Below are 18,624 nucleotides of genomic sequence, written 5' to 3'. Positions count from 1 at the left end.
GTGGAGGAGTGTGCTCAGCGTTGGGAGGCGTGGACGCCGGAGGGTGTGGCGGGGCGACTGGTGGGGATATCGGTTCCGTGGTGTGTGGTCGGTGGGTGGGCGCTGGATTTGTTTGTCGGAACCCAGACCCGGGATCATGAAGACCTTGAAATCGCTGTTCCTCGTGAACGATTCGGGGAGGTGGCTGCCGCGTTCGGCGGCTACGAGTGGGATGTGGTCGGGTCGGGGATGGTGTGGGCTTATCGAGATGCTGGCGACCGCGCCGAATTTCACCAGACGTGGCTACGGGACCCCGCGACGGGCAAATATCACCTCGACGTGTTCCGCGAACCGCATGACGGCGAACGCTGGATCTGCCGCCGCGAACCCTCGATCACTCTGCCCTACACCGACCTGATTGAAATCGGCCGCGCCGGAATTCCCTACGTCATCCCCGAAGTGGCCCTCCTGTTCAAGGCCAAGGCCCAACGCCCCAAGGACCAGCAGGACTTCGACCGCGTGACCCCCCTACTCCCCGACCATCGGGTCGCGCGTCTGGCGGCATGGCTTGCCCGCGTGCATCCCCACCACGACTGGCTCGAAACCCTCAGCGGCGGAGAGCGTTAGCGGAGGGGCATTCCGGCCGCGCGATGCGATCGAGTAGGGCTGGCGGCGGATCGGGGCGCTGGCGTCTCAGGTGTGGTCGCGGCGGGTCAGCGGAGGAGGTTTACCAGTTGGCGGTAGGCGGCTCGGGTGGGTGGGGCTAGGCGGCGCCAGGAGATGGGGCCGCCGGAGCCTAGGTGGGCGTCGTAGGGGATTTCGGCTACTGCGCGGACTACGTCGCCCAGGTATTTGCGGACGTGTTCCGTTACCAGGGGGCCGTCTTTGGGGTGTTGGCGGGTTACGACTATTACTGCTTCGGCTAGGTGGTATTGGCTGTAGTTGTCGTCTAGCCAGATCAGGGCGGGTTTGAGGCGGTTTACGGCGTCGGGGCGGGCGGCGAGGGTGATTACCAGGGAGATTCGGGAGTCGCAGAGGAGGGGGGCGACCATGCGGTTGGTTACGGGGGCGCCGCCGTCGTAGACGGGGAGGCAGCCTGCTTCGACGAGGTCTCGGTGGACGGAGGAGTAGGTTTCGCGGCGGGGCAAGGCTTCGGGTCCGCGGGGGAGGACGCCTACGCCGGAGCTGTTTTCGCCGCAGCTGTCGATCACGGTGGAGGGGAGGCTGCGGTGGGTCATGTTGAGCCAGGATTGGACGGTGCCGGCGGCGTCGATGGTGTCGCAGCCGCGGGCGGACAGGTCGCCGCCGGTGGTGGTGGCGTCCACCACGATCGGGGAATGTTCGCCGTAGTCGTAGGCGGCGGCGCCGGCGATGCCGAGGGCGGTGGTGGTCGCGCCGGAGCCGCCGGAGCTGCCCAGGACGAGGACGGGTGGGAGGTCGGCCCACAGTAGGAAGCCGTTGCGCGGGTGCATGCGCACCACATCGGTCGGGGCTCCGGGCGGGGACGGGCGCAACAGCAGGGAAAGGTCTGTGGGCGTGGCGGAGAGAGCGGCGGGATGATCCGGGAAATTTTCGGACATTACGAGATTCCTTTTGTGCGGCGCAGCCGGGCCAAGGCATCTCGCCGTCAACACCCTCACCGTGTCGACGAACAGCCCCCTGCGCTTCGACAACTTCGCTGAAGTCCTGTGTGCCGTCCCCCCGGATACCCCCTACCGCCCAAACCGTCGATCAAGAGTGCAGAAAAGGTTGCTGTGCAGCACCTTTCAATGCCGCACGATATTACCTGATCTTGTCATGTCAGCAACGGAATCGCTCCCCGGCGCGAACTCCGGCACAGAATGTCAGCGCACCGCCCGGATGGGCAGTACCGCGACCGCCCCGAGCACCGAAAGCAGCCCGCCGACAACAAATAACGGCGGGTATCCACCGAAGCTCACCACCGCCGACGCGACGAACGGCCCGACGATTTGCGGGCCCGCATTGGCGATATTGAGGACTCCCATATCGCGGGCGGCATCGGCGGCCTTGGGCAACACCATGGTGACCAGCGCGGTGTCCACGGCCATGAAACACCCGAAGGCCAGGCCGTTCACCGCGGCGAAGGCCAGCATGCCGGGCCAGGTCGAGGTGAGCAGCGGAATCAGCTGGGCGACAGCCGCGAGCGCGGCGGAGACGGCGACGAACAGCTTGCGGCGATCGAGGCGGTCGGACAGCACACCACCCGCAACGGTCGAAACCGCCATGGCCACAGCGGAAATCGGCGTCAGCACCGCGACCGCCTTCGACGGCTCCAGGCCGGAGGGCAGGCTGATGTGATCCTGCAAGATATACAGCTGATACCCGGTGACGGCGAAGTAGCCGAGCACCAGCAGCGCGCGGCCGATGAAGGCCCAGCGGAAGTCGTGCTCGCGCAGCACATTCAGAAACGTCGCGACCTGCGCCCGCAACGGCGTCGGTTCCCGCGCGGGCATGCGCTGTTCCCTGGCGCGGGAGGTGAACAACACCGCCGCCGCGGCGACCAGCGCACCGAGCACCAGGTAGCCGGTGCGGTAGTGATGCGAGAACACCGAGGCGATCAGCACGCCGATCGTCGATCCCACCGGCATGCCCAGTCCCACCGCCGCCGAGGCGACACCGCGTCGCGCGAGTGGAATCCGGTCCGGGACAACGGAGGTCAGCGCGGCCTGATAGATATTCATGACCGCCTGCCCCAGGCACCACCCGATCGCGACCAGCAGCACCGTGTTGACGCTGCCGAGCACGGCCATCGCGGCTACGGCGGCCAGACCGCCGCCCAGAATCCACGGATTGCGCCGCCCCGAGCGGTCGGACAGCGCACCGGCCACCGGGTTGAACACGGTCGCGAAGATCGCGGCGATCCCGCCCACCAGACCGAGATTGGCGACCTTCAACGCCGCGTCGATGTGCTCGATCTGCAAGGGCAGCAACACACTACCGACGCCGATGTACAGCGCGTACATGGCGGCGTTCCCGGCGAACAGCAGCGGGAGTAGGCCGCGCGCGGGTGCGGCCTCAGGGACAGAGAGCTGGCCGACGGCGTCGGCTTCGGAACGATCCACGGGAATCCAGAGCGTGCGGACAGCGCGGATTCCGGCCGTCGCCGACCGGAATCCGTTGCTGTCGAGGTGAATCAGCCGATGTCGGCCGTGAGGGGCAGCGCGGTCACCGAGGTGCCGACGTGCAGGGTGAAGGAACCGGGCTCGATGACCCAGCCTTCCTCGGTCCAGTGCTCGAAGGAGCGCTTGGGCAATTCGATGGTGGCGGTAACGGATTCACCCGCGCCCGCCTCGACCACCGCGAAGCCGGACAGCCAGCGCACCGGGCGATCCACGGCGCTGTTCTCCCGCGAAAGATACGCCTGCACGACCTGACGGCCGGGCCGGTCGCCGGTATTGCGGACGGTGACGGTGGCGGTACGGCCCGCGACCTTCAGATCCGACAGTTCCCAGGTGGTGTATCCCAGGCCGTGCCCGAACGGATAGGCCGGGGCGACACCGGATTTCAGCCAGGCCCGGTAGCCGATATGAATGCCTTCGGTGTACGGCAGGGCATTGTCGGGCGCGGGCTTGGTGTCCAGCACCGGGACATCGGCCATGGTCTTGGGCCAGGTGGTGGGCAGGCGGCCGCCGGGTTCGACAGCGCCGGTGAGCACATCGGCCAGCGCCGACCCGAACTCCTGTCCCGGGAACCAGGTCAGGAGCACCGCGGCGACATCGTCGCGCCACGGCATCTCCACGGGGGAACCGGAATTCACCACCACGATGGTGCGCGGATTCACCGCGGCGACAGCGGCGACCAACTCGTCCTGGCGGCCGGGCAGTGCCAGCGAAGTCCGGTCGAAGCCCTCGGATTCGATCTGCTCGGTGGTACCGACCACCACGATCGCCACCTCGGAGGTCCGCGCCAATTCGACCGCGGCGGCGAACTCCTCGTCGGCGGAGCGGCGCGGGCGGCCGACCGCGAGGGTGATGCCCATGGCGGGGAAGCCGCCGCCGGGCACCATCCGCACCAGCACATCGACCTCCTGCCCCTCGGTGAGCGCGCGGGTGACGAAGCGCTGCGGCGGATTCAGCAGCATCTCGACCGGATCGGTGCCCTCGGGCAGCACGGTCTCCTCGAGCACCTGCCCGCCGTCGATGCTCAGGGTCAGGGTGCCGACACCGGCGAAACCGATGCGCCACTCCCCCGCGACATCGGCGCGCAAGCGGCCGCGCAGCTCGATGGCCTTGGCCCGCATGGCATTCGGGTTGCCGAACAGCATGAGACTGCCCGCGGTGCGATGCTCGGCGTCCAGCACCTCATCGCCGTCGAGGTAGCGCAGCGACAGCCCCTCGGCGCCGGTCTCCGGATCGGTGACCAGTTCCAGGGGCACCGGAATCATGTTCTCGCTCAGGTGCACACCGGGCGTGTAGACCACCGGCAGCACCTCCGAGAGCCCCTCCAGCGGCGAGGTGGTGTGCGCTGGAATCACGGTAGCGCTGCCGCCACCCATGAAACGCGGTTCGGCCGCGGCGGATCCGAGCAGCGCGACCTGCGCGGGCTTACTCAACGGCAGGGTGCCGTCATTGGCGGCGAGCACCATGGCCTTGGCGGCGGCCTCGCGCACCACACGCTGCGCGGCCTCGTCGCTGAACGGCTGAACCGCCTGCGGCGACCCGTTCAGCGCGCCCACCCGGACCGCGAATCGCAGGATGCGCCGGACCTTTTCGTCGATGGCCGCTTCGGGCACCTCACCATTGCGCACCGCCTCCTCCAGCGGCGCGCCCCACAGCTCCCACGGCCCCGGCATGGCCAGGTCATTGCCCTTGGCCGCGCCCGCGGTCGAGCGCACGGCGGTCCAGTCCGAGACCACCACGCCGTCGAATCCCCACTCGCCCTTGAGCGGTTCGTCGAGCAGCTCGTTCTCGGTCATGGTGACGCCGTTGACCGAGTTGTAGGCAGCCATGATCATCCACGCGCCCGCCTCGACGGACCGCTCGAACGGGTACAGGTACAGCTCGCGCAGTGTCCGCTCGTCGGCGATGACGTCGGCGGTGAAGCGCTCGGTCTCGGAATCGTTGGCCACGTAGTGCTTCGGGCACGCGCTCACGCCGTGCGCCTGCACCGACCGCACATACGCCTCGGCGATCTCGGCGGTGAGCATCGGATCCTCGGAGAAGCATTCGAAATGCCGTCCGCCGAGCGGGGATCGATGCAGGTTGATCGTGGGCCCCAGGACCGCGTACACATCCTTGCGCCGCGCCTCGGCGGCGATGAGCGCGCCGATCTCGGTGAGCAGATCGCGGTCCCAGGTGGCGGCCAGCGCGGTGCCCGAGGGCAGGCTCACCGACGGGTCGCGCTCGTCCCACTGCTCCCCGCGCACGCCGGACGGACCGTCGGAGACCGGCATCTCCGCCAGCCCGATGCTCGAATCACCGGCGAATCGGAAGAAGTTCGCGCCGGAGATCAGACGGATCTTGGCCGGCAGGTCGAGCTTCGCGAGGATGTCGTCGATGACGTCGGTCATGCCTGTTCCTTCCAGAAGTTCACCAGGGCGGCGGAAACCTGTTCGGGGACATCCTCGTTCGGCACGTGGCCGGAGCCGTGGAACACGACCGTCTGGGCGTTGAGCTGCTTCGCGAACGCCTCGTGCACCTCCGGCGCCCACAGGTCATTGGTGTCGCCGTACGCGACCAGCAGCGGGACGCCCGAATCACGCAGCGCCGAGGGGTCTTTCAGCGGCGGCTCGGTCATGCAGGCGAGAATGCCGAGGATATTGGCCTTCTTGGTCTGCAGAATCCGCTGGTGCAGGAACTCCATGCGCGCGGGCGACGGCCGCTGCCCGGCCTCGAACAGCGCGGTGCTCATCTGCTGCCAGATGAGCTCCTGCCCACCGGCTTCCACCATCTGCGCAACCGTTTGCGGCGGCGGGAAGTTGATGTCCTCCACCGAGGACGGTCCGGAGGCGAGCAGCGTGAAGCTGCGGAACCGGCCCGGCCGCTCGACCACCGCGACGCGGGAGACATAGCCGCCGAAGGAATGCCCGACCAGATGGATCGGCTCATCCGGCGAGATCTGGTCCACCACGCCCTGCAGGTCGCCGACGAAGTCGGCCATGGTGTAGCCCGACACCTCGTCCGGGCCTTCGGACTGCCACTGCCCGCGCTGGTCGTAGGCGACCGCGCGATACCCGGAATCGGCCAGCAGCGGCAGCACGGCCTCGAAGTCTTCCTTGGATCCGGTGAAGCCCGGCACCAGCAGCACGGTGCCGCGACGCTCGGCGGGCTCGATTTCCCACCCGGCCAGCTTTCCGACGGCTCCCCGCAGCGTGATCGGCGTGATCGGGGCCTGACTCATCGGCAATCCCTTCCCTCGTACTGCCCTGTACGGCTGGCACGAGTGTGCCAGTGGAAATCCAGTTTACCGAGTGGTCATTAGGTACTGTTATCGTTTCGTTACCGTTGCGGGATTTTGCCTGCTCAACACCCTTGACTAGTGTCCCACCTCATGACGCCCCACCCCCGACGCCGCCGCCGGGGCGACGACCGCCGCGAGCAGATCATCGACGAGGCCCTGAAAGCCTTCGCCGACAACGGCTATCGCAGCACTTCCATCGCCGAGATCGCCGACCGCTGCGGCCTGTCCCAGCCCGGCCTGCTGCACTACTTCCCCAACAAGGCGGCCCTGCTGTCCGCGGTGCTCGACTACCGCGACCGCCTCGATTACGACCGATTGGGCTTCGACCAGCAGTTGCACGGCAAGGACGCGCTGCTGCGCCTGGCCCAGCTGGTCGACCACAACATGCACGTTCCCGGCCTGGTCCGGCTGTTCACGGTCCTCACCAGCGAGGCAGTCACCGCCGACCATCCCGCCCACGAATGGGCCCTCAACCGCTACCGCAATCTCCAGACGTACCTGTCGGGGGCGTTGCAGGCGGGCATCGATGACGGCAGCATCCGGGCGGGGATCGATCCGGCGGTCATCGCCCGGCAGGTCTTCGCCATGATGGACGGCCTGCAACTGCAATGGCTCGTCGATCCCGACACCGTCGACATGACCACCCTCTTCCGCGCCTACATCGACGAACTCATCGCCTACATCTCCTAGCGGTATCCCGCTGCGTCAGCGCACCTTTCGCACCCTGGTGGTACCGGCGGTAACCGGCTTGCCCCGCCGGTTCCGCGGTTGGAGTTCGGCGAGCGGCCGGTCGTCGAGATCCAGCAGCGTCGATCGGGATTCGTTGCTCGCGAAGGCGTGTCGTTCCCCCCATTGCCGCAGCGCCACGATGGTCGTGAAGAGATCCGCACCGGCCGAGGTCAATTCGTAGCTGTGCCGCTTGCCGCCGGGCGCGGTGGTGGTGACCAGAATCCCGGACTCGACGAGTCTGCGCAGCCGGTCGGTGAGGATATTGCGGGCGATCCCGAGGCGCTGCTGGAACTCGGTGAAGGTGGCCGCGCCGTCCATGGCGTCGCGCACGATGAGCAGGCTCCAGCGGTCGCCCACCAGGTCGACCGTGCGGGCGACGGGGCAGGTGGGATCGGTCCACTCGCGGCCCTCGCCGAGTGTCGCGGTCATCGCACATCCTCCCGATCGGTTGCAATTCGAAACCGATTGTACCTACTCTCGAATAGTTTCATTTTGCTACTGATTTGGGAGGCGTGGTGACGACGGGAATCACAGGGACGCAGAGATTCGTGCTGGCGATGGTGTGCGCGGTGGCGGTCTCGACGATCTACGCGATCCAGCCGGTACTCGAAAAGGCGGGCGGTGACCTGGGATTGGGCGGCGGGTCGCTGGGTTGGCTGGTCGCGGCGGGGCAGATCGGATATTTCGCGGGGCTGGTGGCGCTCGTCCCGCTGGGCGATGTCGTCAACCGCCGCAAGCTGATCGGCGCGCAACTGGTGCTCACGGCGGTCGGGGCCGGGATGGTGGCGGTCGCGCCGAACGGGGTGGTCGCGTTCGCGGGCTTGGTGAGCGCGGGTGTGTTCGCGGTGGTGGTGCAGGTGACGGTCGCCTACGCCGCGGCGGTTTCCGCGCCCGAGGAGCGCGGCCGGAACATCGGGGCGGTCACTTCTGGTGTGGTGCTCGGCATTCTGGGGGTGCGGATTCTCGCCGGTGTGCTCGGTGACACGATCGGCTGGCGGGCCGTCTATGCACTGCTCGCGCTCCTGTGCGCCCTGCTCGCTTCGATCGTCCGGGCCGCGCTGCCAGCGGATCCGAGAACCGGTGGCGCGCACTACCTGCGCGCCTTGGCGTCGATGGCTCGTCTGGTGCGCACGGATCGCCTGTTCGTGACCCGCGGCCTGATCGCGTTCTTCCTCTTCGCCTCCTTCGGAACCCTGTGGAGCGGACTGGCCCTGCCGCTCGGCGCGGATCCCTGGAACTTCGGAAGCACCGCGATCAGCCTGTTCGGCTTCGCGGGCCTGGCCGGAGCCCTCGGCGCCGCCCGAGCGGGCCGATGGGCCGATTCCAGTCGCGCGCAAACGATTACGGGGTGGTCGCTGACGCTACTCACGGCGTCCTGGCTGCTCATCGCTCAGATCGAACCGACCCTCTGGTTTCTGATCATGGGCATAGTCCTGCTCGATTTCGCCGTCCAGGCCGTTCATGTCAGCAGCCAGCATCTCCTGACCACGGCTCACCCGACCCGGGCCAGCATGGTCATCGGCGCGTACATGTCCTTCTATTCCCTGGGCTCCGCGCTGGGGGCGCTCACGACAGCCTGGGCCTACAGCACCTGGGGATGGGCGGCATCTTGCCTCATCGGTGCGGTGTATTCGCTCGCCGCACTGCTGCTCTGGGCAGCGACCCGCTCGCGACTCGCCGCGCGGGCCGAGCCCGTCCTGGCGGCGCACTGATTCGCTCTCGACCGTTCCCGCGATATTCATGCGACGGGGAGGTGGCAGTGGTTACTACGCTCAAGCCGGGCGAGTATTTCGCCGGATACCAGATTCTGCGGAAGCTCGGTGCCGGCGGGATGGGGGCCGTGTATCAGGCGCGGGATCGGGATCTGCCGCGCTTCGTGGCATTGAAGCTGCTCAGCATGCCCGACGGCGGCGAGCACGAGCACAAGGTGCGGTTCCGGCGCGAGGCCGATACCGTTGCGCGGCTGCAGCATCCGAATATCGTGACCGTGTACGCGCGCGGCGAGGACGACGACCGGCTGTGGATCTCCATGACCTTCGTCGACGGCAGCGATGTGGCGCGGGCGCTGCGCGAGGGGCCCATGCATCCGGCGCGCGCGGTGCGGATCGTCGCCGAGACCGCGGCGGCACTCGATCACGCGCACGAGACCGGGATCCTGCACCGGGATGTGAAGCCCGCCAATATCCTCCTCGCCGAGGGACGGCCGGAACGGGTGCTGCTCACCGACTTCGGGATCGCCAAGGCGCTCGACGAGAGCCGGCAGCTGACTCAGCACGGGGAGATCCTGGCGAGTTTCCAGTATGCCGCGCCGGAGCGGCTGACCCGGCCGGGCGAGGTGGATCCGCGGGCGGACGTGTACTCACTGGGGTGCACGCTGTTTCACATGCTGACCGGGGAGGCGCCGTATCCCGGGCAGAACGTGGGCCGCATCATCCACGGGCACGCGTACGAACCGATTCCCTTGCCATCCCAGCGAAACCCCATGCTGCCCAGGGGCTTCGACGACGTGATCACCCGGGCCATGGCCAAGGAGCCCGAGCGGCGGTATGACAGCTGCTCGCACCTTGCCTGGAGCGCAGCGCAGATCCTCAAGCAAGCTCCCCCACTGAACACCGGTTCGGCGCGCACCACCGATCACCTCAGCGGACCGCGCTTCGCCACCACCCGCACCGCGCCGCGACCCGGAAGTTCGGATACGGGAACGAGACCCGGGACTACGGCTCAGCGCCCCGCGAATCCGAATACCGGACCGAGGCCCGCCACCACGGCACCGCGTCCCGGCACGACACGCGTCGCGTCGGGTGCCACCACGCCGCCGCGGCCGATGCCCGTCCAGGCTGGAGCTCCTATCGCTTCCGGCATGCCGTCCGCGCAGCCCGCCACGACACCCAACCGGGCGGGGATGCCTCCTACCCAGCTCGTGACGGGGCCGCCGCCCGAACCGACCGGTCCGCGCGATGCGGGAATCGGCACCGGGCCGGGCACTTCCGGCCGGGGCGGCAGGACCGCGCGGATCGTGATCGGGCTGGCGCTGGTGACGGCGCTGGCGCTGGTGGCCTACTTCCTGGCGCGCGCCGACAACGGACATCCGGCGGCCTCGAACTCGGCGGTACCGGTGTCGGCGACGTCGCAACCGGTGATCACGACCACCGACCCGATCACGACTCAGCCCACCACGGCCGAGAAGCCCACCACCGAGCCGCCGTACACCCCGCCCCGGACGACAGCACCTGTCACCACCCAGCCGCAACCGAAGACCATCGCGATACCCGACGTCGTCGGCAGCTTGATCGCCGAGGCGAAGGCGCAGCTGGAGAAGGCCGGGTTCGTCGTGAAAGAGGTGCAACGCGAGGACAAACGCGCGAAAGGCACAGTCGTGGAACTGGATCCGGCCGCCGGAACAGCCCGCGCGGCCGGTTCGACAGTGACGGCCTACGTCTCAACCGGACCCACCACAACCACCATCACCGTGCCCAACCTGGTGGGCCTCACCTTCGACACCGCGAAGGCGAAGCTGCAAGCGCTCGGCTGGAAGGGCACCTTGCAGCAAACCACCACGAAGGTCACCGATTCCACCAAGGCAGGCAAAATCCTGGATCAAACTCCGGCAGCGGGCACCTCACTCGCACCCGATGCGGCGGTCACCGTCGCCATCGGCTTACTCCCCACCTCAACCCCCGTCTCGACCCCGGTCCCGTCGACAGCCCCGACCTACTGATCCCCAACCGTTCCCGACGACCTCGGCGTTCCTTTTGGTCCCTCGGCGTTTCGAATGCCAGGCAGAAGCGCGCCCCGCCCTACAGTGGCGAACATGCCGCAAACCGCGCGTACCACCGCCGAGCGATACCCCGAGCGCGTCACCTACGACCGCGACGCCGCCTACGCGATCCTCGACGAGGCCCTGGTCGCCCACGTCGGCTTCAGCACCGACGAAGGCCCGGTAGTAGTCCCGGTTCTGCATGTGCGCCAAGGAGATCGGCTACTCCTACACGGCTCGATCCACGGCCGCTTCATCAAGACGGTCACCACCGGCACCCCGATCTGCGTAACCGTCACCCAGATCGACGGCCTCATCCTCGGCCGCGCGGCATCACACCACTCGGCGGCCTACCGCAGTGTCATGATCTTCGGCCAAGCCACCGCCGTCGACGACGCGCACGAGCGCGCGGAACTCCTCGGCCAAATCGTGAAGGCCATCATCCCCGGCCGCCTCTCCGGCCCGAACGCGGCCCGCCGCCCCAACGTCGAAGAAGCGGGCTATACCGCAGTCCTCTGGATGCCGATCGAGGAGTTCTCGGTGAAGGTCCGCAAGGGTTTCGCCCGCGACGAACCCAAGGACGACGCCGTCGAAGCCTGGGCCGGCCGAATCCCCCTGACACTGACCCCCGGCACCCCGATCCCGGATTCCATTACCGACCACCGCTTCCCGGCCCCCGACATCGCCGCCCTACGCCCGCTCTAGCCCACGCCAGTTCCCGCCCGGCACCGCTGTAGCTCTCACCCGAGCACAGCGACAGCGACTTCGTGCCCAGCGCCGGCGCCTGCCCCGCTCCACGACGAAATTCAGGCGGCGCGGACAAGCACAGCGCGGTTCGCGGCAGCGGCGCTAGGCCCCGTCGAACACCGCGTCACGGAAGTGGTCGGCGAGGTCTAGTGCGGCGGCCTGCTCGGGGGTGACCCAGGCGTGGTGGTCGTGTTCGTCGGGGTTGAGTGTGACGGTGCGGGATTCACGTTCGGTGGCCTCGTAGACCCGGGCGTGGATGCGCATCGGACGTCCGGCTATATCCATCCACGAGTGCGTTGATCGCTCCTCGACGATCTCTACTGAGAGGCCGGTCTCCTCGCCTACCTCGCGAATTGCGGCCACCTCCGGCCGCTCGCCCGATTCGACACCGCCGCCGGGCAATTCCCACCGTCCTGCCAGGAAGAAGCCCCGGGCACGCCGGATTACCAGCACCGCGCCTGCGCGTTCGATCCGGCAGTAGACCAAATGCTTCTCCTCCACCCACAGCACTCTAACCACCCGTCGAGTGGCACATCACCGTGGCGATTTCGGACAAATCTCCTCGGTGGTGTGCCACTGGGGGAATCAATCCGTGCGCGCCGCGATTCGGCTGGCGGATTGCGGGCGTTGGTCGAGGTACCAGGCCAGGAGGGACGGGTCGTCGATTGCGGTGGGGTCGACGACGCGGGCTGGATCGGCGCCCTGGAACAGGCGCTTCAGGGGGACCTCGAGCTTTTTGCCGGTGCGTGTGTGAGGAATGCCCGGGGCTTCGATGATCTCGTCGGGGACGTGGCGGGGTGAGAGGTCGGTGCGGATGGCCGCGGCGATGCGTTGGCGTAGTTCGGCGGTCAGGGTTTGGCCGGGGGTGAGGACGACGAACAGGGGCATCCAGTAGCCGGCGTCGGGTTGTTCGATGCCCAGGACCAGGGATTCGGCGATTTCGGGGAGCGATTCGACGGTTTGGTAGATGTCGGCGCTGCCCATGCGGATGCCGTTGCGATTCAGGGTGGAATCGGAGCGGCCATGAATTGTGATGCCGCCGTGAGGTGTTCGGGTGAGCCAGTCACCGTGTCGCCAGACGCCGGGGTACATGTCGAAGTAGGCGTCGCGGTAGCGGGTGCCGTCGGGGTCGTTCCAGAACGATACCGGCATCGAGGGCATCGGCTTGGTGATGACCAGTTCGCCTACGGCGTTCTCGACGGGTTCGCCGGAGGAATCCCAAGCTTCCAGTGCCACACCGAGATACGGTGCTGAGAGCTCGCCCGGTCGGACGGGGAGAGTGCGGACACCGCCCATGAAGGCCGAGACCACATCGGTGCCGCCGCTGATGGAGGAGACCGGGATGTCACCGACGTTGTCGCGCAGCCAGATCGACGAGGACGCCGGGAAAGCCGAACCGGTGATGCCGATCTGGCGCAGGGCGGTCAGATCGTGGGCGATCGCCGGATGCGAGCCCGCCTTCTCACAGGAGAGGACATAGCCCGGACTCGTGCCGAGCACCGTGGTGCCGGTACGGGCGGCCAACGCCCACAACGCATCCGACGCGGGATACGAAGGGCTGCCGTCGTAGCAGACGATGGTCGCGCCCGTGAGCAACCCGGAAACCTGGAAGTTCCACATCATCCAGCTGGGGCTGGTGTACCAGAAGAACGTGTCGTCCCGGCCGATATCGGATTGCAGGGCAAGCGCTTTCAGGTGCTCGACCACAACGCCGCCGTGCCCGTGCACGATGCCCTTGGGCTTGCCGGTCGTGCCGGAGGAGTAGAGCACCCACAGCGGATGCTCGAAGTCGACCGGCTCCGACGTCAGCGCGGGCGGTTCCGTCGCGAACAAATCCTCGGTGGCGTCGTTCCAGTCCAGGACATCGGGCAGGGTGCGGCCCAGCCGGGACACCAGCACGGTCGCCCGCAGGGTCGGCAAACCCGCACGCAGCGCCGCGATTTCGTCGATCTTGTCGTGTGCCTTGCCGCCGTAGCGGTAGCCGTCGGCGGCGATCAGCACGGTCGGCTCGAGCTGCCCGAGCCGGTCGAGCGCGGCCGAGGCGGTGTAGTCCTGGCCGCACGCGCTCCAGATGGCGCCGATACTCGCGGTGGCGAGGAAGGCGATCACGGCCTCGGGGATATTGGGCAGGTAGCCCGCCACCCGGTCGCCGGGACCGACCCCGAGCTCCCGCAGGGAGCGGGCGAGAACCGCTGTGCGGGAGAGCATTTCCTTCCAGGAGAGATCCCGGCGCGGAGTGTCCTCGCTCATGGCGATGATGGCGGGCCGGTCGGTGCGGGCCCGCCGGGCCACCTGGTCGACGTAGTTGAGACGCGCGCCGGGGAACCATCGCGCACCGGGCATCTCAGTGGAGGCCAGCACCTCGACGGGTGCCTCACCCAGTTCGAAGTACTCCCAGACCATCCACCAGAAGCCCTCGATGTCCTCGACCGACCACTGCCACAGGGCGGCGTAATCGTCGGCCTGAACCCCGTAGCGCTGCTGGACGAATCGGGTGAAGTCGGTGATCCGGGCCGCAGCGATGTCGTCCTCGCTCGGCATCCACTGCGGTGCGCCCGCCACCTGCGCCAGGTCGATCATCGGGCGCTCCATCCGCCATCCATTGTGTACGAGGCCCCGGTGACCATGCGGGCCGAGTCGGAGGCCAGCCAGCCCACCAGCGAGGCCACCTCCTCCGGCTCCACCAGCCGCTTGATCGCATTGTCGGTCAGCATGATTCGCTCCACCACCTCCTGTTCGGGAATGCCGTGCACGAAGGCCTGATCGGCGATCTGCTTGTCCACCAGCGGGGTTCGCACATAGCCGGGATTGACGCAGTTGCTGGTCACCCCGTACGGCCCGCCCTCGAGCGCGGTGACCTTGGACAGCCCCTCCAGCGCGTGCTTGGCGGTCACGTACGCCGCCTTGAACGCCGAGGCCCGAAGGCCGTGCACCGACGAGAGATTGATGATCCGGCCGTACCCCTGCTTGAACATGTGCGGCAGCGCCGCGCGGGTGAGCAGGAACGGCGCCTCCACCATCAGGGCCAGCATGAAGCGGAAGCGTTCGGGCGCGAATTCGGTGATCGGGCTGACCGTCTGCACCCCGGCGTTGTTCACCAGGATGTCGGTCCCCAGGCTGAGTTCCTCCAACGCGGTGACGTCGGACAGATCCACCTGCCAGGTGTGGCCACCGAATTCGGCGGCCACCTTCTCCGCACCGTCGCCGTCGATATCGGCGACGGTCACCTCCGCCCCGCGGGCGGCGAGCTCGCGGGCGCAGGCCGCCCCGATACCGCTCGCGCCGCCCGTCACCAATGCCGTCCGTCCGGCCAGCTCACCGAGCAGGGGTCCGGTCGTCTCCGTCATGCCACCGTCACCTTAGGGTCGTTCTGCTTCGAATCATGCTGTACCGCAGTGCCGTTCGCATCGGCCGCATCGATGGCCTCCAGGTCGATGCCCTTGGTCTCGCGAGCGAAGAGCACCGCCACCACCGTCACCGCCGCCGCGGCGGCCAGGTACCAGGCGATCGGCACCGAGGACTTGTAATCCTTCAGCAGCCGCACCGCGATGATCGGCGCGAGCGATCCGGCCACCAGCGAGGTCACCTGATAACCAAGGGACACACCGGAATACCGCATGCGAGTCGGGAACATCTCGGCCATGATCGCGGGCTGCGCGGAGTACATCATGCCGTGGAAGATCAGGCCGATCACGATGGCGGACAGGATGACCATGTTGTTCTTGGAGTCCATCATGGGGAAGGCGAAGAAGCCCCAGGTGCCGGCCAGCACCGCGCCCGCCAGGTAGACCGGCTTGCGGCCGTATCGATCCGAGAGCCGCCCGACCTGCGGAATCACCAGGAAGTGCACCGCGTGCGCGACCAGCAGCCACCACAGGATCACCTTGGTGTTGGCGCCGACGTGCACCTTGAGATAGGTGATCGAGAAGGTGACCACCAGGTAGTACATGATGTTCTCGCCGAAGCGCAGCCCCATCGCGACGAACACGCCGCGCGGGTAGCGCTTGAACACCTCGAGCGCGCTGAACGACTTCGACTTCTCCTGCTCGGCAAGCTGTTGCGCGGCAACGAAGATGGGCGCGTCGGTGATCTTGGTGCGCACGTAGTAGCCGATCAGCACGACCACCGCCGAGAGCCAGAAGGCCACGCGCCAGCCCCAGGACAGGAAGGCCGCGTCCGACAGCGTCGAGGTCAGCGCCAGCAGCACGACCGTCGCGAGCATATTGCCCAGCGGCACCGCCGCCTGCGGCCACGACGCCCAGAACGCGCGGCTACGGCTCGGACTGTGTTCCGCCACGAGCAGCACCGCGCCGCCCCACTCGCCGCCGATGGCGAAGCCCTGCACGAAGCGCAGAATCACCAGCAGCACCGGGGCCAGATAGCCGACCTGGTGGAAGGTCGGCAGACAGCCCATCAGGAAGGTGGCCGCGCCGACCAGCACCAGGCTCAGCTGCAGCAACTTCTTGCGGCCGTACTTGTCGCCGTAGTGGCCGAAGACGATGCCGCCCAACGGCCTTGCCGCGAAGCCGACCGCGTAGGTGATGAACGCGGCCAGGATGGCGTCGAGATCATTGCCGCCGCTCTTGAAGAACACCTTGCTGAACACCAGGGTGGCCGCGGTGCCGTAGAGGAAGAACTCGTACCACTCGACCACCGTCCCCGCCATGGACGCGGCGACCACGCGCCGTAATCCGGCCAGGCCGCCGCCCGCTTCCGGTCGAGTATCCGGGACGCTCATCGCGCAACTCCTTCACGCTCGGGCCGCCTCACCCTCATCTGTGATGCGGCCCACAAACTTCGATGCCAAGGAGTATTCGTGCACACCGGGTGCGCCTGCAATGACCAGTTCCGCAGCCACAATCTGCAAGAATGCAGAAATGAGCGTGACCCCTGCCACAAGCCGCCCGAGCCCGGATGATTTGCTGGTGCTGCTGTCCGTGGGCCGGACCGGCCGCTACGTCTCGGCGGCCGAGGAATTGGGGATCAACCACACCACCATCTCCCGGCGGATAGCGGCATTGGAGCAGGCGCTGGGCGGGCGGGTGCTGATCCGCGGCGCGGGCGGCTGGGAGCTCACCGATCTCGGGCGCGAGGCGCTGACCGCCGCCGAGGCCATCGAATCCGCGGTCCGCTCACTGACTTCGGATACGCCGACACTCGAGGGCGTGGTCCGCATGTCGGCCACCGACGGATTCAGCGCGTACATCGCGGCCCCCGCCATCGCCGATGTGCAGCGCCGGCACCCCAAGCTCTCGGTGGAGATCGTCACCGCGACCCGCCTGGCCTCACTGCAACGATCCGGCTTCGATATCGAGGTCGTGGTCGGCAAACCCCAGCTGCGCCGCGCCCGCGCGATCCCCCTCGGCGACTACACCCTCGCGCTCTACGCCTCACACGGCTACCTGGCCGACCACCCCGCGCCGCGCACGGTCGAGGATCTGGCCCAGCATCCGCTGGTCTACTTCATCGACTCTATGCTGCAGGTCGACGACCTGGACCTGGCCCCGACCTTCGCACCCACCATGCGCGAATCCATTTCCTCCACCAACGTCTTCGTCCACGTCGAGGCCACCCGCGCCGCCGCCGGGCTGGGCTTGCTGCCGTGCTTCATGGCCGACCGCCACACCGACCTCGTGCGCGTACTCCCGGAAATCTCCGTCCGACTGACCTACTGGCTCGTCACCCGGCCCGAAACCCTCCGCCGCCCCGAGGTCGCCGCCATCGTCGAGGCATTGCGCGACGAGGTGCAGACCCGCGGCGCCATGCTCATGGGTTCCTCCCCCGCCTCCGGTCACACCATCGAACTCATCCGGCCCTGACCGGCGATCAAGATCAGGGAGCTGTCAGGCCGGAATTTTGTCCGGATTACCTGCGTGAGAGCTCCCTGATCTTGGTCAGGGAGTGGCGAGGCGGGCCAGGTACAGGCGGGTGGCTACGGCTTCGAAGGATTCCGTCAGGGGGTCGGTGTAGGTCTGGGCGCCGGGGAGGGTCGCGGCTTCGGCTCGGGCCGCAGCGGAGAGTGCGCCCATGATGCCTGCCGAGTGCTGGATCGCCGATTTCTTCGACCAGGCCAGGTTTCGGACCGATTCGGGTAGCAGCTGTTCGCAGGCAATTCGGACGCACAGTTTGTCGACCGTCTCGTCACCTTGTTTCTCGAACAAGGCTGGGGGCGCGAAGGTTTCGGCCAGTTCCCAGAAGCGGAGGGTCTGGAACACGTGGACGAGCCGGTCAGCGTGGTCGCCCAGGATTCGGGCATAGAAATCGGGGACCAGTCGGCCTGCATAGGTGAAGTTGTGGGCGGATTCCTTACGGATAATGCGGTCGAGCTCCTCGACTGCCTCCGAACCGGTCCCGCTCGCAAGAGTTTTGCCGCCCGCGAAGATCGCGTCCGCGCCGCTGCCGGTGAGGATCGGGCCGGTGGTGTCGAGCCCCTCCAGGAGCGGGCGGATCGCGAGCATCGGGACGGCGTACGAAACCTCCCACAGCTCAGCCAGTTCCAGACGGTCGATGGCCTCGCGAGCCAAGGCCACAACAGCCGGGCCGTCGAGCTCGACGATGTCGTGAGGCAGGCCCAGCGCGTCGGCCACCGCCGTCGCGTTCGCACGGTCGGTGCCGTCCCCCGTCGAGACGGTGATCGCGCGCGGGCGGCACCCGAGGTCGACGGCGATCGCGGCCAGCAGTATCGAGTCGACGCCTCCGGACAGCATGAGGATCGGGTCTCCGGGGTTGGCCTCGAGCACCGCGCTCAGGCGGTCCCGGGTCTCGGCCGCGACCAGTTCGGCGGCCCGCTCAGGGTCGGTCAAGGTCCGTAAGCCGGGGTCTGGGCAGGCGATGTCCCGGACGTCAGCGACGAATTCCATGGCTGCGCCACTCCGGACTGCTCGGTTCTCGGCCTGTCGTCCCACGACGGCCAGCCTAGTGGGGTGAACCGCGTTCCCGGATTCCCCTGCGCCAGACCAACCTTGACGCCCACCCCCAACCCGGCCCATTCC

At 67.7% G+C, this 18,624-nt stretch carries 16 protein-coding genes; 6 read left to right on the top strand and 10 right to left on the bottom strand.

The window, feature by feature from the left end; translation table 11 throughout:
• The coding region (locus ACAM49_RS30995; RefSeq protein WP_369639106.1) for a nucleotidyltransferase domain-containing protein at positions 1-606 on the top strand (606 nt) is incomplete at its 5' end.
• An 86-nt stretch (positions 607-692) separates the two neighbouring features.
• On the opposite strand, the gene ACAM49_RS30990 is transcribed toward ACAM49_RS30995, so the two are convergent.
• The 4 genes from ACAM49_RS30990 to ACAM49_RS30975 form a co-directional block, all read right to left on the bottom strand.
• Positions 693-1,559: a MinD/ParA family protein gene (locus ACAM49_RS30990; RefSeq protein WP_369639105.1), complete on the bottom strand. Its 867-nt coding sequence runs from the start codon at positions 1,557-1,559 to the stop codon at positions 693-695.
• Positions 1,560-1,823: 264 nt separating this feature from the next.
• A complete protein-coding gene (locus tag ACAM49_RS30985) occupies positions 1,824-3,062 on the bottom strand; it encodes an MFS transporter (RefSeq protein WP_369639104.1) in 1,239 nt (412 codons plus the stop codon).
• Between the two features lie 71 nt (positions 3,063-3,133).
• Positions 3,134-5,509, bottom strand: coding sequence for a beta-glucosidase (locus ACAM49_RS30980; protein ID WP_369639103.1), 2,376 nt, complete (start codon positions 5,507-5,509; stop codon positions 3,134-3,136).
• On the bottom strand, positions 5,506-6,339 hold the full coding sequence (locus ACAM49_RS30975; RefSeq protein WP_369639102.1) for an alpha/beta fold hydrolase: 834 nt from the start codon (positions 6,337-6,339) through the stop codon (positions 5,506-5,508). Before ACAM49_RS30975 ends, ACAM49_RS30980 begins: the two co-directional genes overlap by 4 nt.
• A gap of 150 nt (positions 6,340-6,489) precedes the next feature.
• Between ACAM49_RS30975 and ACAM49_RS30970 the strand changes: the two genes are divergently transcribed.
• On the top strand, positions 6,490-7,089 hold the full coding sequence (locus ACAM49_RS30970) for a TetR/AcrR family transcriptional regulator (RefSeq protein WP_369639101.1): 600 nt from the start codon (positions 6,490-6,492) through the stop codon (positions 7,087-7,089).
• 15 nt (positions 7,090-7,104) lie between these two features.
• On the opposite strand, the gene ACAM49_RS30965 is transcribed toward ACAM49_RS30970, so the two are convergent.
• Positions 7,105-7,557: a winged helix-turn-helix transcriptional regulator gene (locus ACAM49_RS30965; protein WP_369639100.1), complete on the bottom strand. Its 453-nt coding sequence runs from the start codon at positions 7,555-7,557 to the stop codon at positions 7,105-7,107.
• An 86-nt stretch (positions 7,558-7,643) separates the two neighbouring features.
• Between ACAM49_RS30965 and ACAM49_RS30960 the strand changes: the two genes are divergently transcribed.
• From ACAM49_RS30960 to ACAM49_RS30950, 3 genes are all read left to right on the top strand, one after another.
• Complete coding sequence (locus tag ACAM49_RS30960; RefSeq protein ID WP_369639099.1) at positions 7,644-8,840, top strand: MFS transporter; 1,197 nt, start codon at positions 7,644-7,646, stop codon at positions 8,838-8,840.
• Positions 8,841-8,887: 47 nt separating this feature from the next.
• Positions 8,888-10,846, top strand: coding sequence for a protein kinase (locus ACAM49_RS30955; protein WP_369639098.1), 1,959 nt, complete (start codon positions 8,888-8,890; stop codon positions 10,844-10,846).
• A 93-nt stretch (positions 10,847-10,939) separates the two neighbouring features.
• The gene (locus tag ACAM49_RS30950) at positions 10,940-11,590 is read left to right on the top strand and encodes a pyridoxamine 5'-phosphate oxidase family protein (protein WP_369639097.1); all 651 of its coding nucleotides are present in this window, start codon (positions 10,940-10,942) and stop codon (positions 11,588-11,590) included.
• A gap of 144 nt (positions 11,591-11,734) precedes the next feature.
• Here the strand turns inward: ACAM49_RS30950 and ACAM49_RS30945 are convergent, their stop codons facing one another.
• The 4 genes from ACAM49_RS30945 to ACAM49_RS30930 form a co-directional block, all read right to left on the bottom strand.
• Positions 11,735-12,133: an NUDIX domain-containing protein gene (locus ACAM49_RS30945; RefSeq protein WP_369639096.1), complete on the bottom strand. Its 399-nt coding sequence runs from the start codon at positions 12,131-12,133 to the stop codon at positions 11,735-11,737.
• An 84-nt stretch (positions 12,134-12,217) separates the two neighbouring features.
• Positions 12,218-14,212 carry an acetoacetate--CoA ligase gene (locus ACAM49_RS30940; protein WP_369639095.1) on the bottom strand — a complete coding sequence of 665 codons (1,995 nt, stop codon included), beginning with the start codon at positions 14,210-14,212 and terminating at the stop codon, positions 12,218-12,220.
• Positions 14,209-14,979, bottom strand: coding sequence for a 3-hydroxybutyrate dehydrogenase (locus ACAM49_RS30935; protein WP_369639094.1), 771 nt, complete (start codon positions 14,977-14,979; stop codon positions 14,209-14,211). Before ACAM49_RS30935 ends, ACAM49_RS30940 begins: the two co-directional genes overlap by 4 nt.
• Complete coding sequence (locus ACAM49_RS30930; RefSeq protein WP_369639093.1) at positions 14,976-16,370, bottom strand: MFS transporter; 1,395 nt, start codon at positions 16,368-16,370, stop codon at positions 14,976-14,978. The genes ACAM49_RS30935 and ACAM49_RS30930 overlap by 4 nt, the downstream gene beginning before the upstream one ends.
• A 139-nt stretch (positions 16,371-16,509) precedes the next feature.
• On the opposite strand from ACAM49_RS30930, the gene ACAM49_RS30925 reads away from it, so the two are divergent.
• Complete coding sequence (locus tag ACAM49_RS30925; protein ID WP_369639092.1) at positions 16,510-17,451, top strand: LysR family transcriptional regulator; 942 nt, start codon at positions 16,510-16,512, stop codon at positions 17,449-17,451.
• A 75-nt stretch (positions 17,452-17,526) separates the two neighbouring features.
• On the opposite strand, the gene ACAM49_RS30920 is transcribed toward ACAM49_RS30925, so the two are convergent.
• Positions 17,527-18,492, bottom strand: coding sequence for an asparagine synthase C-terminal domain-containing protein (locus ACAM49_RS30920; RefSeq protein ID WP_369639091.1), 966 nt, complete (start codon positions 18,490-18,492; stop codon positions 17,527-17,529).
• Positions 18,493-18,624: the final 132 nt, after the last annotated feature.

This window comes from Nocardia sp. JMUB6875 (assembly GCF_041154655.1).
Lineage (GTDB): Bacteria > Actinomycetota > Actinomycetes > Mycobacteriales > Mycobacteriaceae > Nocardia.
Note: the sequence above shows the minus strand (reverse complement) of the source record. Positions and strands in the feature narration are given on the sequence as shown.

Excerpts from the sequence above, each read along its gene's own strand:
- ACAM49_RS30990 (WP_369639105.1), bottom strand. The coding sequence starts at position 1,559 with ATGTCCGAAAATTTCCCGGATCATCCCGCCGCTCTCTCCGCCACGCCC.
- ACAM49_RS30980 (WP_369639103.1), bottom strand. The coding sequence starts at position 5,509 with ATGACCGACGTCATCGACGACATCCTCGCGAAGCTCGACCTGCCGGCC.
- ACAM49_RS30975 (WP_369639102.1), bottom strand. The coding sequence starts at position 6,339 with ATGAGTCAGGCCCCGATCACGCCGATCACGCTGCGGGGAGCCGTCGGA.
- ACAM49_RS30970 (WP_369639101.1), top strand. The coding sequence starts at position 6,490 with ATGACGCCCCACCCCCGACGCCGCCGCCGGGGCGACGACCGCCGCGAG.
- ACAM49_RS30965 (WP_369639100.1), bottom strand. The coding sequence starts at position 7,557 with ATGACCGCGACACTCGGCGAGGGCCGCGAGTGGACCGATCCCACCTGC.
- ACAM49_RS30950 (WP_369639097.1), top strand. The coding sequence starts at position 10,940 with ATGCCGCAAACCGCGCGTACCACCGCCGAGCGATACCCCGAGCGCGTC.
- ACAM49_RS30940 (WP_369639095.1), bottom strand. The coding sequence starts at position 14,212 with ATGATCGACCTGGCGCAGGTGGCGGGCGCACCGCAGTGGATGCCGAGC.
- ACAM49_RS30935 (WP_369639094.1), bottom strand. The coding sequence starts at position 14,979 with ATGACGGAGACGACCGGACCCCTGCTCGGTGAGCTGGCCGGACGGACG.
- ACAM49_RS30930 (WP_369639093.1), bottom strand. The coding sequence starts at position 16,370 with ATGAGCGTCCCGGATACTCGACCGGAAGCGGGCGGCGGCCTGGCCGGA.
- ACAM49_RS30925 (WP_369639092.1), top strand. The coding sequence starts at position 16,510 with ATGAGCGTGACCCCTGCCACAAGCCGCCCGAGCCCGGATGATTTGCTG.
- ACAM49_RS30920 (WP_369639091.1), bottom strand. The coding sequence starts at position 18,492 with ATGGAATTCGTCGCTGACGTCCGGGACATCGCCTGCCCAGACCCCGGC.